The 13,914-nt window shown below is 72.4% G+C and carries 12 protein-coding genes; 9 read left to right on the plus strand and 3 right to left on the minus strand.

The annotated features are described in order from the left end of the window. Positions 1–39: 39 nt before the first annotated feature. The 3 genes from Hbl1158_RS11250 (at position 40) to Hbl1158_RS11260 (ending at position 3,343) form a co-directional block, all read left to right on the plus strand. Positions 40–861, plus strand: coding sequence for a DUF2797 domain-containing protein (locus tag Hbl1158_RS11250; protein ID WP_234297345.1), 822 nt, complete (start codon positions 40–42; stop codon positions 859–861). A 98-nt stretch (positions 862–959) separates the two neighbouring features. Further along, entirely contained in the window at positions 960–2,570 is a 1,611-nt protein-coding gene (locus tag Hbl1158_RS11255) for a HAMP domain-containing methyl-accepting chemotaxis protein (protein ID WP_234297346.1), read from the plus strand. After that, positions 2,567–3,343, plus strand: a complete 777-nt coding sequence (locus Hbl1158_RS11260) for a bacteriorhodopsin (protein WP_234297347.1) — start codon at positions 2,567–2,569, stop codon at positions 3,341–3,343. Before Hbl1158_RS11255 ends, Hbl1158_RS11260 begins: the two co-directional genes overlap by 4 nt. Before the next feature lie 23 nt (positions 3,344–3,366). On the opposite strand, the gene Hbl1158_RS11265 is transcribed toward Hbl1158_RS11260, so the two are convergent. Both Hbl1158_RS11265 and Hbl1158_RS11270 read right to left on the minus strand, forming a co-directional pair. Next, positions 3,367–5,106 (minus strand): DNA mismatch repair protein, encoded by a 1,740-nt coding sequence (locus Hbl1158_RS11265; RefSeq protein ID WP_234297348.1) that lies wholly within the window; start codon positions 5,104–5,106, stop codon positions 3,367–3,369. A gap of 131 nt (positions 5,107–5,237) precedes the next feature. Beyond that, entirely contained in the window at positions 5,238–5,642 is a 405-nt protein-coding gene (locus Hbl1158_RS11270; protein ID WP_234297349.1) for a CopG family transcriptional regulator, read from the minus strand. 323 nt (positions 5,643–5,965) lie between these two features. On the opposite strand from Hbl1158_RS11270, the gene Hbl1158_RS11275 reads away from it, so the two are divergent. The 5 genes from Hbl1158_RS11275 to Hbl1158_RS11295 all read left to right on the plus strand — a co-directional run bounded on the left by Hbl1158_RS11275 (position 5,966) and on the right by Hbl1158_RS11295 (position 12,640). Further along, positions 5,966–7,417 carry an MFS transporter gene (locus Hbl1158_RS11275; protein WP_234297350.1) on the plus strand — a complete coding sequence of 484 codons (1,452 nt, stop codon included), beginning with the start codon at positions 5,966–5,968 and terminating at the stop codon, positions 7,415–7,417. 160 nt (positions 7,418–7,577) lie between these two features. Further along, entirely contained in the window at positions 7,578–8,342 is a 765-nt protein-coding gene (locus Hbl1158_RS11280; protein ID WP_234297351.1) for a winged helix-turn-helix domain-containing protein, read from the plus strand. 4 nt (positions 8,343–8,346) lie between these two features. Beyond that, positions 8,347–9,663, plus strand: coding sequence for a S8 family serine peptidase (locus tag Hbl1158_RS11285; protein ID WP_234297352.1), 1,317 nt, complete (start codon positions 8,347–8,349; stop codon positions 9,661–9,663). A 90-nt stretch (positions 9,664–9,753) separates the two neighbouring features. Then, complete coding sequence (locus tag Hbl1158_RS11290) at positions 9,754–10,143, plus strand: hypothetical protein (RefSeq protein WP_234297353.1); 390 nt, start codon at positions 9,754–9,756, stop codon at positions 10,141–10,143. Between the two features lie 79 nt (positions 10,144–10,222). After that, positions 10,223–12,640: an ATP-dependent DNA helicase gene (locus tag Hbl1158_RS11295; RefSeq protein ID WP_234297354.1), complete on the plus strand. Its 2,418-nt coding sequence runs from the start codon at positions 10,223–10,225 to the stop codon at positions 12,638–12,640. A 34-nt stretch (positions 12,641–12,674) separates the two neighbouring features. Here the strand turns inward: Hbl1158_RS11295 and Hbl1158_RS11300 are convergent, their stop codons facing one another. Beyond that, a complete protein-coding gene (locus tag Hbl1158_RS11300) occupies positions 12,675–13,229 on the minus strand; it encodes a class I SAM-dependent methyltransferase (RefSeq protein WP_234297355.1) in 555 nt (184 codons plus the stop codon). 59 nt (positions 13,230–13,288) lie between these two features. On the opposite strand from Hbl1158_RS11300, the gene Hbl1158_RS11305 reads away from it, so the two are divergent. Continuing rightward, positions 13,289–13,885: a GNAT family N-acetyltransferase gene (locus Hbl1158_RS11305; RefSeq protein WP_234297356.1), complete on the plus strand. Its 597-nt coding sequence runs from the start codon at positions 13,289–13,291 to the stop codon at positions 13,883–13,885. Positions 13,886–13,914 lie beyond the last annotated feature (29 nt).

Raw genomic sequence — 13,914 nt, forward strand, 5'->3', positions numbered from 1 at the left:
GAGGACACCGCTTTACTCGCCGAGCGACTACGCCGCAGCGTGCAGGTCGTGGGGTACGAGACGCCGGCGGGCGCGCTGTTCGTCAGCGACGCGTCCCCGAGGGAGTCGGTCGACGACGCGGCCGTCGAACGCGTCGCGCTCGACCCCGGGACCGAGCTCTCGTGGCGACTCGGCGACCGGCGGTGTGCGGGCGCGCTCCACGAGGGCGGACACGTCGCCTGCGACGCCGCGGCCGCGCCCTACTGCGATGCGCACCGGTCGACGTGGGTGTGCGCTCGGTGTACCGGGACGTGCCTGAAAGACGAGATGGACTGCTTCGACGACCACGCGGTCTACGTCGCCGCGTTCGCCCCGGATATATTCAAGGTGGGCGTGACGAAGGAGTGGCGTCTCGACACCCGCCTGCGCGAGCAGGGCGCGGACCGAGCGATCCACCTTCGAACCGTCGCGAACGGCCGGATCGCCCGCGAGATCGAAGCCGGGATCGCGGCCCACGGCCTGGAGCGCGGAGCGGGGGAGCCGACCGAGGAGCGCGAGGACGACGGCCTCCCGGACCGCGTCCGCGTCCCGACGAAGGTCGCCGGCCTAGCCGCCTCCGTCGACGGCGACGCGTGGGCGCGACTGCTCGACGGCGTCGACTACGAGGCGTCGTTCTCCTTCGAGTACGGCCTCGATCTGGCGGAGCGTCCGGTGAGCGAGACGCTGGCGTCGGGCACGGTCATCGGGACGAAGGGGCGGATCCTGGCCGTGGAGAACGGGGGCACGACGTACGCCGTCGACATGCGCGACCTCGTCGGCCACGAACTCCACGAGGGGGGAAGCGACCGCGAGATCCAGTCGAGCCTCGGGGCGTTCGGGTAGCGCCGCGGAACGGGTTCGGGATCGCCACACGTCGCGTATTCGAATGTGATATTTTGCGGGTGGGTTTGATACGTGAGAATCGCGTGCGATCCCTCGAGATGGTACGACTGCTTCGACGGAGTTTCGCGGCGAAGCTCCTGGTTGGCTTCGCGCTCACGACGGGTGCGGTGGTCGGCTACGGGCTCGTGACGCGAAACGTCGTCGGAACGATACTGATGGCGACAGCCGGACAGGTGGTGTTGGGCGCGTACCTCGGGACGAACACGGTCGTCTCGATGCGGACGCTCGAGGAACAGACGGAGGCGATCGCCGACGGGGACCTCGACGTGGCGGTGCGGACCTCCCGCGTGGACGAGTTGGGCCGCGTGTACAGTTCCGTCGACCGGATGCGACGATCGCTGGCGACGCGGATCGAGGAGGCCGACGAGGCGCGCGCGGAGGCCGAAGCCGCGGAGGCGCGGGCGCAGTCGCTGGCGGACGACTACCAGCGGACGGCGACGGACTACGCCGAGACCATGCGCGCGGTCGCCGACGGCGACCTCCGGCGGCGCGTGGACGTGGACCACGACCACCGGGCGATGGAGACCGTCGGCGAGGCGTTCAACGACGCGGTCGACGAACTGGAGGCCGCGCTCGCGCGCGTCGACACGTTCGCGACCGACGTGGCCGACGGGGCCACCGACGTCCGCGAGTCGGCAGAGCGGATCGACGACCGCACGGCCGACGTGCTCGCGGCGACCGACGACATCGACGCCGCGACCGACGAGCAGCGCGCGACCGCCCGGACCGGCGCTGAGGAGACGGCCGACCTCTCCTCGACCGCCGAGGAGGTGGCCGCGACGACCGAGGACCTCGTCGAGCGGACCGACGAGGCCGCCGACGCCTCCGCGGAGGCGCGGACGGCCGCCGGCGACGCCATCGAGACGATGGGCGACGTGGACGAGACGATGAGCGAGGCGGTCGACAGGATCGAGACGCTCGACGACGCGACCGCCGAGATCACCGAGGCGGCCGAGCTCATCCGCGACATCGCCGAGCAGACGAACCTGCTCGCGCTCAACGCGTCGATCGAGGCGGCCCGCGCCGGCGGCGGGGGCGGTGCCGACGGCGACGGGTTCGCGGTCGTCGCCGAGGAGGTCAAGAGCCTCGCGGAGGACACCGGCGACCGCGCGGACGCGATCGCGGGGATGATCGACGAGGTTCGCACGGAGACCGAGCGCGCCGTCGAGGCGATCCGCGAGACGAGCGAACAGGTGAGCGACGGGTCGACCACGGTCGCGGAGGCGGTCGACCGACTCGACGACATCGCCGAGGCCGTCGACGACCTCGACCAGGGCGTCCGAGAGATCAGCGACGCCACGGCCGAGCAGGCCTCCGCGGCCGTCGGCGTGTCCGAGACGATCGACGACCTCGCGGAGAACAGCGACCGAACCGCCGACCGCGCCGCCGAGGCCAACGCGGCCGCGAGCGAGCAGTCGGCCGCCGTCGACGCCGTCGTCGAGGAGTCGGAGGCGTTCCGCGAGCGCTCGGGCGACCTGATCGAGGTGCTCTCGCAGTTCGAACTCCGCGAGTCGCGCGGGACCGACCGCGTCGCCGCTGGGAGCGATCCGGACACGGCCGGGAGCGCGGGGTCCGCGCCGACGGCTGTGAGCGACGGGGGCGACCCGTTGGACGAGTCGGGGCGAACCGACGGGGGTGACCGCCGATGATCGCGGACGCGCTGACCCCCTCGATCGACGGCATCAGTTCGCTCGTGTACGGTGCCGGAACGCTCGGCATGGCGGTCGGGATCGTCGTCGTCTGGTGGCTGCTGCGCGACGAGACGCTCGATTCCGACGCCGGGCAGTTCCGCTACCTCCTCGTGATCCCCGCGTTCGCGACGCTGTCGTACGCGTCGATGACGTTGGGTATCGGCGTGTTCTCCGTGAACGGCTACGACGTCGAGGGGATGCGCTACCTCGACTGGCTCGTGACGACGCCGGTGCTCGTCGGCTACGTCGGCCACGTCGTCGACGTCGACCGATCGGTCGTGTACAGCGCCGTCGGCCTCGACGCGCTGATGATACTGACGGGCTTCGTCGCAACGACGACGACCGGGACGGTCCGATGGGCCGGGTTCGCGGTCTCGTCGCTGGCGTTCTTCCTCATGCTGTACATCATGTTCGTCCAGTATCCCAAGCGGGCGAACACGACGACGCCGGAGCGCAAGCGGCTGTTCCTCCGCCTGCGCAACCAGGTCGGAGTGCTCTGGCTGCTGTATCCGGTCATCTGGCTCGCGAGCCCGGTCGGATTCGGGCTGGTCTCGACGCTCGGCACCGCCATGCTCGTGACGTTCATGGACGTCGCCGCGAAGGTGCCGTACACGTGGGTCGTCCACGAACACCGCGGCATCTTCCGGAACGACCGCGTCGATGAGGTCGCCGCCGGATCGGACCCGGAGGCGACGGACGCGACGGACGCGCCGGTCGCGACCGCGGACTGACCGCGTCGTCGGACGCGGTTCCGTTACTTCTCGCGGGCCGTCCACTCGGCGTCCGAGAGCGTTCGCTGGACTGCCTCCTCGCCGACGGCCGACGCGAGTTCCTCGAACCCCTGGCGGACCGCGCGGTCGGAGGCGTTCGCGACCAGTCGCGAGACGATGAACTCCGGCGTGGACTTGCCGACGACGCCGAAGCGCGGCTGGTAATCGACGAGGAGTTCCAGGTCGTTCGTCAGCCCCTCCGCGAAGATCCCGTCGACCCGGGCGGCCGCCGGCAGCGGCGAGAGGTCCGCCGCGAGGTGGGTGACGTAGACGCCGACCGCGCCGCGGTCGACGGTCAGTTCCACGAGCCCGTTCAGGAGGTCCGCGGCCCGACCGGGCTCCGTGATCGCCTCGAACTCGTCGACGAGCATCAGGGTGCGGCCCTCGCCGACCAGCGGCGGGACGACCGACTTCAGCGTCGACTCCAGCACGCCGGCGTTGAACGATGCGTGCCGCCGGTGGAACACGACCGCGTCGAAGCGACCGATCTCGGCGGCCTCGGCGGGCACCGGCAGCCCCATCGACGCGAGCACGACCACCTGGCACAGCGTCTCCAACAGCGTCGTCTTCCCGCCGGAGTTCGCCCCGGTGAGCACGGAGACCCGGTCCCCGTCGGGCGCGGTGATGTCGAGCGAGTGGTCGCCGACGCCGTAGGTGACGGGCTGTACCTCCCCCGAGAGGAGGAGGTTGCGCGCGTCCGCGACGGCGACGCCGTCGCCGCCGAGGACCGGACGCGAGAGGCCGTGTGCCGCGGCGAATCGCCCCAGCGAGAGGAGGACGGCGATGTCGGCGACGGCGTCGACGACGCCAGCCACGTCCGCGCCGGCGGCCTCCACGTCGGCCTCCAGGTCCGCGCGCACGGCCTCGGCCCGTTCCTCGGCGTCCGCTTCCAGTTCGCCCGCGAGGGTGCGAAGCGTCGCGCCGACGAAGTCCGCCGAGTCGACGGCCTCGTCGGGGGCGGCCGATTGGACCCGCCCGCGATCGAGCCCCGTCTCGCCGGCGACGTACTCGACGACCGCCGACTGGAACGCGTCGGCGTCGCGCGCGCCGCGCTCGCGGACCGTCTCCACCACGTCGTACGCCGAGTCGGCGAGGTCGCGGGCGCTGTCGGCCCGCTCGCGCAGTCGGTCGAGGCGCTCGTCCGCGCCGGCGGCGACCCCCTCGCCCGAGAGGGCCGCGAGCGCGTCGGCCGCCTCGCGGAGGGCGTCCTCGTCGAGGCCGTCCAGCGCCGCGAAGGTGCCCCCGCGCAGGCCCGCCGCCCGGAGCGCGAGCGCGCACTCGACGGCCGCGCGGTCGGTGCCGCCGGCGTCGTCGTACTCGGCGAACGCCGACAGCACCGCCTCCCGGTCGGCGTCGTCGAGGCTGGCCCACGCGTCGCGCGCCTCGATCACGTCGTCGAGGCGGTCCTCGCGGCGCTCGTCGCTCGCGAGGGGAGTGAGCACGCGCACCCGGTCGGCCGCGTGGTCGGTCACGGCGTAGCCCGCCGCGAGGTCGAGCAGGTCGTCGTACACGTCGCGGGCGTCGGGCGTGCCGAAGAGGTCCATCGCGGCCTCGCCGTTCGCGCGGCGGAGCACGCGGGTCGCGCGCCCCCGCGGAACGCCGGCGTCGACGAGCGCGCGCACGTCGGCAGACTCGATGGCTGCGACGGCGGCCTCCTCGCCCAGTGAGTCGCGGAGCGTCTCGGCCGTCTTCGGGCCGACGCCCCAGTACCGTTCGAGTCGCACACGGGTCCGTGGGGACGGAGGGGTGTAGACGGTACCGGTCGGCGGTCAGAACGGAGTCGGCGGTCGAGACGGCGTCCGTGATCGGATCGGAGTCGGCTCGATCGGTGGAAAACCGGCGTCGGCGTCGGGGCTCAGACTCCGGACCCGGACCCGCCCTCGGCGCGGTCGCGGTACACCCGGAGCAGTTCCTCGAGGATCATCCCCGAGCGGTCGGTCGTCTCGTAGTTCTCGTCGATGAACTGCTCGGCCTCCGCGAAGTCGTTGCGCAGGCCGAGCCGTCGGACCGTGATCACGGCGTTGAGGAAGTCGCGGCCCCCGTCGGCCCCGATGAGTACGGGCTCCTCCTGGAGGTCGAGTTCGTCGCGGATCTCGCCGTAGTTGAACGTCTCGGGCTCCCAGTCGTCGTTGACGAGCGCGAGGACGTACTCGGCGGAGAAGCGGTAGAACTCGGACTTGCTCTCGAAGACGCCGTCCTCGACGAGCGCGTCAATCTCGTCGACGACTTCGTCCGGATACCGTACTGTGTCTTTCGCCATGTCCGAGGGACCCCTTTCGTTCGGGCCTTGTGACGAGTCATATAGAGTCTTTTGGTCAGCTGACAGTCCGGATGTCGAGAACGACTGCGACAGCCCGTCTATCACCAGAATATCCGATACGATACGAGGAAATGACATTCGATCGCGTTCACGGCGGCGTCGGGGACGATCGAGTTCGCGGCCCATCGAGATGGCCCGAGGGGAAACCGGGTACGATCGTGACATCGGCTGCGATCGGGACACCCGCTACGACCGGGACGCCGACCGCGTCCCTTCCGGCCGGAACCGGACGCTTGAGGTACCCCGTCGCCGAACGCGCCGGCGTGAAGCGACCGTCCCTGGACGCGGTTCGGGGGTTCGACCGCGCAGTCTACGTCGTCGCCGTCGGCCAGTTGATCAATGTCTTCGGCGGCGGGCTCGTCTATCCGTTCGCGACCGTCCACTTCCACCTGGAGGTGGGCATCGCGCTGTCGGTCGTCGGCCTCGGCCTCGGATCGAAGAGCGTCGCGACCGCCGGCGGCACCGCCGTCGGCGGCTTCCTCGCGGACGCCGTCGGGCGCAAGCCGGTGATGGTGGCCTCGATGGCGATGACGGCGGTCGCGCTGGCGGCGTTCGCGTTCGTCCCCGCGCTGGCGACGGCGGTGCCGCCGGGACTGGTCGCCGTCACGGGCGTCTCGGCGCTGGGCGTCGCGTTCGTCGGCGTCTGCGTCGTCTCGGGGCTCGTCCGCGGGCTGTACACCCCCGCGAGCCACGCGATGACCGCCGACCTCACCGACTCCGAGGATCGCGACCGGGGGTACGCCCTCCTGAAGGTGGCGAACAACGTCGGCTTCGGCGCGGGGTTCGTCGTCGGCGGGGTCCTCTACTCGCTTGCCTCGGTCGCCGTCTTCGTCGCCGACGGGGCCACCTCCGCGGTCGTCGCGCTCGTGATCCTGCTGTTCGTCCCGCGGGTCGACGCCGGCGGCGACGACGCCGACAGCGACGCGGACCGCGACCGCGACGCAGACCGCGACAGCGACGCGGACCGCGACCGCGACGCGGATCGGGACCGTGACGCAGACCGCGACCGCGGAGGTCACGACGCCGAACCGGGTGCGCTCGCGGCGTGGTGGGCGGCCGCGACCCGTCCGCGGGTGATCGCGCTGGCCGGCGTCAACGTCGGCTTCGCGGTGATGTACGCACAGATGCAGACGACCGTCCCCGTCGTCGCCAAGGAGGGACTCGGGCTCACGGCCGCCCAACTGGGCACGCTGTACGTCGTCAACCCCGTGACGATCGTCGCCCTCCAGATCCCGCTGGTGGACGCCGTGGGCGGCTGGCGGCGCACCCGCGGACTCGTTGCCTCGGCGTGCCTGTGGGGGCTGTCGATGCTCGCGGCGTGGGCGGCGGACCTCGCGTCGGTGTCCGAGACGGCCGGGCTGGCCGCGCCGACCGTGCTCCTCGGGGTCGCGATGGTCGGCGGACACCTGTTCCTCCGGACGGTCGGCGAGGTGCTCCACTCGCCGATCGCCTCGGCGCTGATGTCGGATCTCGGCACGACGGCCGAGCGCGGCACCCAGCTATCGATGCTCGAGGTCGCGAAGCGACTGGGGATCGGGCTCGGTTCCTTCGCCGGCGGGCTGTTCTTCGATTACGGCTACTCGGAGCTGTTGTGGCCGACGCTGGTGGCCGTCTGCGCTCTCGTCGCGGTCGCGCTGCTCGCGCTGGAGCGGTCGCTGTCGCCGCGGGAGAACGGGGCACACGCCGACGCGACAGCGGCCGGAGCCGACGGGTAGCCGGGTCGGAAGACCCGTCGGAGTCCCGCCCCCGTGGCCGTCAGTCCGTCGCCGCCGCGACCGCGAGGCGGCAGTCTGTCGACGAGACGGCGTTTCTTCCGTCGATCCGACGGGAATACCGACCGAAACGTTTTGGTCGTCTGTCTAATATTGCACGGACATGTCAGGCACGCTCCCGTCGGGCGCGGACGACGACGGCGACGCCGACGGGTCGCCGGCGGCCGACGGCGGGACCGCGGCGGGAGCCGTGGACGCCGCGCGACACGCCGACGCAGTCGACGCCGAGTCGGCCGACGGAGCCGAGCGGACGGACGCGGCCGACGCGACCGATCGCCCGGGCGACGCCGACCGATCGGCCGACGGCGACACGGGCGTCCGCGTCTGCTGGCTCGACGACGAGGACGCCGGCGACGTGATCGGCGCGCTCGGTCCGGAGACGGCGCGGGCGATCCTCTCGGCGGTCCACGAGGAGCCGCGAACCGCATCCGAACTCGCCGACTGCGCCGACACGTCCGTCCAGAACGTCCGCCACCACGTCTCGAAGCTGGAGGACGCCGAACTGGTCGCGGCCACGGACACCCGCTACTCCGTGAAGGGTCGCGAAATGACGGTGTACGGTCCGGCCGACGACCCCGTCGTAGTCGCGCTCGGCGACGACGGCGAGCGCTCCTCGCTGCTCGACTCCCTGCGGGGGCTGCTCGGCGCGGCCGCTGTGCTTGCGGGCGCGAGCCTGCTCGTCCAGTCGCTGTTCGGCGCGGGCGTGGCGACCACCTCGGGGCCGGCGACCGCTCCGCGGGTCGGCGACGCTGTGTCGACCACCGGCGGCGCGGCGCTGGGCACGCTCTCGCCGGGCGCGGCGTTCCTCGCGGGCGGCGTGCTCGTCCTCGTGACCGTGCTCGCGGCCGACCGACTCCGCGGGCGGTGAGACCGTGTCCCGGTCGCCCGCCGTCCTCGCGCTCGCCGTGATCGTCGCGGCCGCGGGCGTCGGTCTCGCCGGCGCGAGCGTGGCGGCCGTCGGCGGCGACACCGGGCTGGCGAGCGGCGCGGTCGCGCCCGCCCCGCTGGGTGACGACGGGATCGTCCCCCCGCCGACGGGCGGGATCGCCGACGCGGACGGCGTCGACGGGATCGAAGCCGTCGCCGACGACGCCGAGGAAGGAGACGGCGATCCGATCCGGGTCGGCGTGATCGGGAGCGGATTCGGCGGCGATCGCTCGGCGATCGACGGGCGAGTCGCCGGCCGATACGACGCCGGAGACGTCAGGTTCGGCCTCACGGCCGACGGCCACGACACGGCGGTCGCGAGCGTCGTCGCCGACCGCGCGGACGACGCCGCGTTGTACCTCGCGACCGTCGGCTACCGGCCGACGCCCGCGGAGTACGAGCGGGCCGTCGAGTGGCTCGTCGCCAATGACGCCGACGTGATCGTCGACGCCGGGAGCTACTACCCGCAAACCGCCGCCGGCCGCGACCGCATCGGCGACGCGGTCGAGCGCGCGGCCGACGCCGGCAGCGTCGTGGTCACCTCCGGCGGCAACACGGCGAATCGACACTGGCGCGGCGACGCCGACGAACCGGGCTGGCTGGCGTTCGACGACGACGGAACCCAGGGGAACCGCCTCGGCGACGGACCGGTGTCGGGGCGCGTCACCCTGCGACTCTACTGGGCCGGCGACGCGAACTACGACCTCTATCTCTACCGCGACACCCCGGGCGAAGACGACCCGGTCGTCGCGAAGTCGACCCGCGAGTCCGGCCGGGCGGAGGCGATCGACGCGGTCGTCCCTCGGGGTAACTACTACGTCGGGGTGTACGCCCGCGACGCCGACGCCGGCCCGGTCGACCTGTTCGCCGCCCGACACCGCCTCACACACGCCGCCGAGAACGCCAGCGGTCCGCTGGCGTCGACGCCCGAGGGCGTCATCTCGGTGGGCGCGGTCGCCGCCGACGGCGGGGTCGCCGACTACTCTCCGGCGGACACCGACGTTCGCGGTCCCGGAACGGTGCGCCTGGACGACGGCCGGCGACTGGAAGGCACCTCCGCGGCCGCGCCCGCGGTCGCGGGCGTCGCCGCCCGGATGGCCGCCGAGGCCGACGACGATCTCGCTCCCGGAGCGGTCGAGCGACTGCTCCGCACGACGGCGAACGACGGGCGCGTCGACCCGGCGGCGGCCGTCGCCGCCGCCGAGCGCGGCCGGTCGGCGAACGGCTCGCGGAACGAGACCGTCGATGTCGCCGGGCCGTAGTCCGAGGGTCGCCCCGCCGTATCCGGCGTCGTACCGGCCGGCGACCCGCCCGTCGAAACGGTTACGTCGCCGTCGCCCGGTGGTTCGCCCGTGCCGATAGGTCGGGAGGGGAGCGTCGCCGAGCGCGTCGAGGAGTACTGGGGCTGGGCGACGGCCGCCCTCTTCCTGCTCGTGACGGTCGACCTCCTGACGACGATGTACGCCGCTGCCGCGGTCGGATCGGCCGCGGAGGCGAACCCCCTGATCCGGTGGGCGCTCGGGCGACCGCTGTCGGTCCTCGTCGCCGTGAACCTCGGGGCGGTCGTGCTCGCGGCGCTCGTGTTTCGCGGGCTCATGGAGACGTACCGGCTGACGCCCGCGCGGGTCCGGCCGTACTACGCGCTCGTCATCGAGGCCTGGCTGGGCGCGCTCGTCGCCGTCGGCCTCGCCGTGTTCGCCAACAACCTCTCGGTGATCGTGCTCGGCGAGAGCCTCGTGTGACCGGCGTGGACGACTCCGATCGCGGCGAGCCTACCGGAGGTTCAAGTACGGGAACGGGACCATCGACGGACTGAAACCCGTGGCAACCGCCGACTACACCGTGACCGAGGCGACGGAGGACGCGTGGCGCGACGTGTTCGGGCACGACGAGCCGTATCCCGAACAGGCCGACGGCGTCGAGGCCGCCCGCGCCGTCGCCAGCGACGACGGCTATTTCGCACTCGAAGGTGCCTGTGGCACCGGGAAGACGATGCTGGCGCTGACGGCCGGCATCGACCTGGTTCGCGACCCCGACAGCGACTTCGAGCGCGTGCTCGTGCTCACGAGCGTCAAACAGCAACTGCGCCAGTTCGAGGCCGACCTCCGGACGATCAACGACGGACTGCCCGACGACTGGCGGCCCGTCTCCGGGCTGACGGTCGTGGGCAAGGCCGACGTCTGCCCGTACGCCCGCGAGAACCGTGGCGGCGTCGACACGACGAACGTGTACGACCGCTGTGAGGGGCTTCGCGAGCGCACCCGCGACCTCGTCGGCGACGGCGGGGAGACGACCGCCGGCGCGCTCGCCGAGCAGGCTCGACGGGCACAGACCGGCCTCGCGGACACCGGCGAGGACGGGGCGAACTATCTCGAAACGGCGGACGAGCCGACCCCCTATTTGCCGGAGATGCCGGAGCATGGAGGAAGCGCCACTCGGGAGGGTGTCGAGTACTGCCCGTTCTACGCGCAGTACCTCGACGACCTGCCCGAGGACGGCGACCCGGCGGAGGCGATCCCGTTCGACTTCGCCGACCGCGGCCTGATCGACGCCGAGGAGCTCGTGGGGCTGTCCGCGGGACACGGCACCTGCCCGCACTCGGTGATGGGCGCGCTCCTTCCGGAGGTCGAGGTCGTGATCGGGAACTACTACCACGCGTTCGACCCGACGACCGTCGGCGGCTTCACGGGCGCGCTCGTCGACGACGCCACCTTCGTCGTCTGCGACGAGGCGCACATGCTCGAGCCCCGCGTTCGCGACCTCGTCTCCGACGGCGTCGCCGACGCGAGCCTCCGCGACGCCGAGAACGAGCTGACGCGCGTGCTCCAGCCGGTGCAGTTCGAGGAGTCCGGTCGGCGCGTCGAGGGGACGACCGACGCGGATCTCGTGCGCGGCGAACTCGCGGACGCCGAGGTGAGCCTCGACGAGGTGAAACTGCTCGCCGAGTTCGTCCGCGACCTCCGCGAGGAACTCGACCGCCGCGTCGAGGGCTTTCTCGACGCCGAGCGCCGGGGCTGGCGCGACGACCCGACCGACCTCGACGACGAGGAGATCCCGCTTCGCGACCCGGAGGAGCCGGGCGTCGACGAGATCACCGAGTGGGCCAGGGACGCCGGCTACGGCGAAAAAGTGTGGGCGCGCGCCGAGCAGGTGGGCGCGGTCGTCGCCCGGATCCTCGACGAGGCCGAAGAGGAGGACGGCGAGGCGCAAAGCGGATCAGACCGACAGCGGGCCGCGCCCGGAGTCGGTCGGACGCTCAACGCCTGGTACCGCTGCGATCACGAGACGTACTTCCGGGAGTTGGAACTGACCCGAACCTGGGACGAGACGGAACCGCCCGACTCCTGGCGCAGACCGTACAACGCACGGCTCGCGCTGCACAACTGCGTGCCCGCCGACGCCATCGGCGAGCGTCTCGCAGACTTCGGCGGGGGCGTCCTCATGTCGGCGACGCTCGCCCCCCTGGACGTGTTCCGGGAGGTGACGGGACTCAACTACCTCGAGTCGGAGGGTCGCCCGGTCGAAGAGCGAACCTACGGCCTTGGGTTCCCCGAGGGGAACCGGGCGTCGTTCGCGGTCGACGCGCCGAAGTTCACCTTCGCCAACCGCGGCCAGCCGGGGGAGGACAACGAGACCCGCCGCGCGTACGTCGACGCCGCCGGCGAGGTCACCGCCGCGACCCCGGGGAACGTCCTCGTGGGAATGCCGAGCTACGGCGAGGCCGAGTGGATGGCCGGCGCGCTGGAGAGCGACCCCCGGGTCGACAAGCCGGTGCTGCTCGACGAGTCGAGCGACGACGCCGTCACGGAGTCGCTGAAGGCGGACTTCTTCGCCGGCGACGGGAAGGTGCTGGTGACGAGCATCCGGGGCACCCTCACCGAGGGCGTCGACTACGAGGGCGACCGCCTCGCGGCCGCGGTCGTCTGCGGCGTCCCCATCATCAACACGTCGTCGCCGCGGACCAGGGCGGTGAAGACCGCCTACGACCGCGAGTTCGGGAGCGGGTTCGAGACGGCGCTAACCGTTCCCGCAGTTCGGAAGGCTCGCCAGGCGATCGGGCGGGTGATCCGCGGCCCAGAGGAGGTCGGCGTCCGGTGTCTGGTCGACGCCCGGTACGCCCGCGAGTCGTGGAACGCGGTCCGGGAGTACCTCCCCGAGTACGAGCGCGAGGAGTTCCGCCCCGTGAGCCCGGACATGCTGCGGTTCGGACTCGAGCGGTTCTGGGAGGGTCACCGGTAGGTATCGAGGATCGCCGCCTCGCCCTCGCGCCGAGCTATCGGCGCGCGACCAGCACGAACGTCTCGCGGCGCGTCTCGGCGCGCTCGACGGCGAATCCGGCGTCCTCGAAGTCAGCGGCGGCGTCGCCGACGCGGAACCGCTCCTCGCGCGGCGGCCCGGCCTCGCCGGGCCCGGCGGCGGTCCAGTCGACCGTGACGACGCGGCCGCCGGGGCGGACGACGCGAGCGAGCTCCGCCAGCGCGTCGTCGCCGGCGTACTCGTGGTACGTCATCGTCGAGACGGCGGCGTCGAGCGCGTCCGCCGCGAGCGGGAGGTCCGCGACCTCCGCGGTCACGGCCTCGACGGTGGCCGGAAGTCCCTTTTCGCGGTACAGGTCGTGCATCTCCGCCTGCACGTCGACGGCGTAGCAGGTGCCGACGTGCGGGGCGATGACGTCGGTGTAGAAGCCGGTCCCCGAGCCCAGATCCGCGACGGCTGCGTCCTCCGGGACGCCTAGCGCCGCGAGCAGCTCCTCGCCCGAGCAGTAGCGGAATCGGTCGGGGTCCTCCAGCGCGTCCGCCCGGTCGACGTCGAACGTGTGAAATCCCATCGTCTCCCCCGAGACCCCGGAGCGGCTAAACACCCCGGGAGCATTTGCGGCCGGCGGCCGTGGCTCCGGTCGTGCACGTCCGCGACGCCGATCCCGAGGACGCCGAGGCCGTCGCCGCCGTCGCCCGCGAGTCGTGGCACGCCGCCTACGGCGGGGTCCTCTCGGCCGACGCCATCGACGCCACCGTCGACGAGTGGTACGACCCCGGGAGGCTCCGGCGACACATCGCGAGTGACGGGGCCTTCCTCGTCGCCGAGGCGGACGCGGGCGGCGACGGCGAGCGCGCGGTTTCGGGCGGCGACGGCGAGCGCACGGACGCGACCGCATCGGGGAGCGACGACCGACCGCTCGGGTTCGCCCACGCCCGCTACGCCGACGGCGTCGGCAACGTCGTCCTCCGACGCATCTACGTCCGGCCGGACGCGTGGGGCGAGGGCGTCGGCACGGCGCTGTTGCGTGCGGTCGCGGCGCGGTTCGGCGACGACCACGACCGGATCTCGGCGGTCGTCCTCGCGGACAACGAGGTGGGACGCTCCTTTTACGACTCGCTGGGGTTCGAAACGGTCGGCAGTCAGACCACCACCTTCGGCGGCGAGGAGCGCGAGGAGCGGATCGTCGCCGCGGATCTGGACGCGCTCGTCGGCGACGACCAGTAAAGGAGTCCGAGGAGTGCGGGGAACCCGAA

The sequence above is a fragment of the Halobaculum sp. CBA1158 genome, assembly GCF_021431925.1.
Classification (GTDB): Archaea; Halobacteriota; Halobacteria; order Halobacteriales; family Haloferacaceae; genus Halobaculum.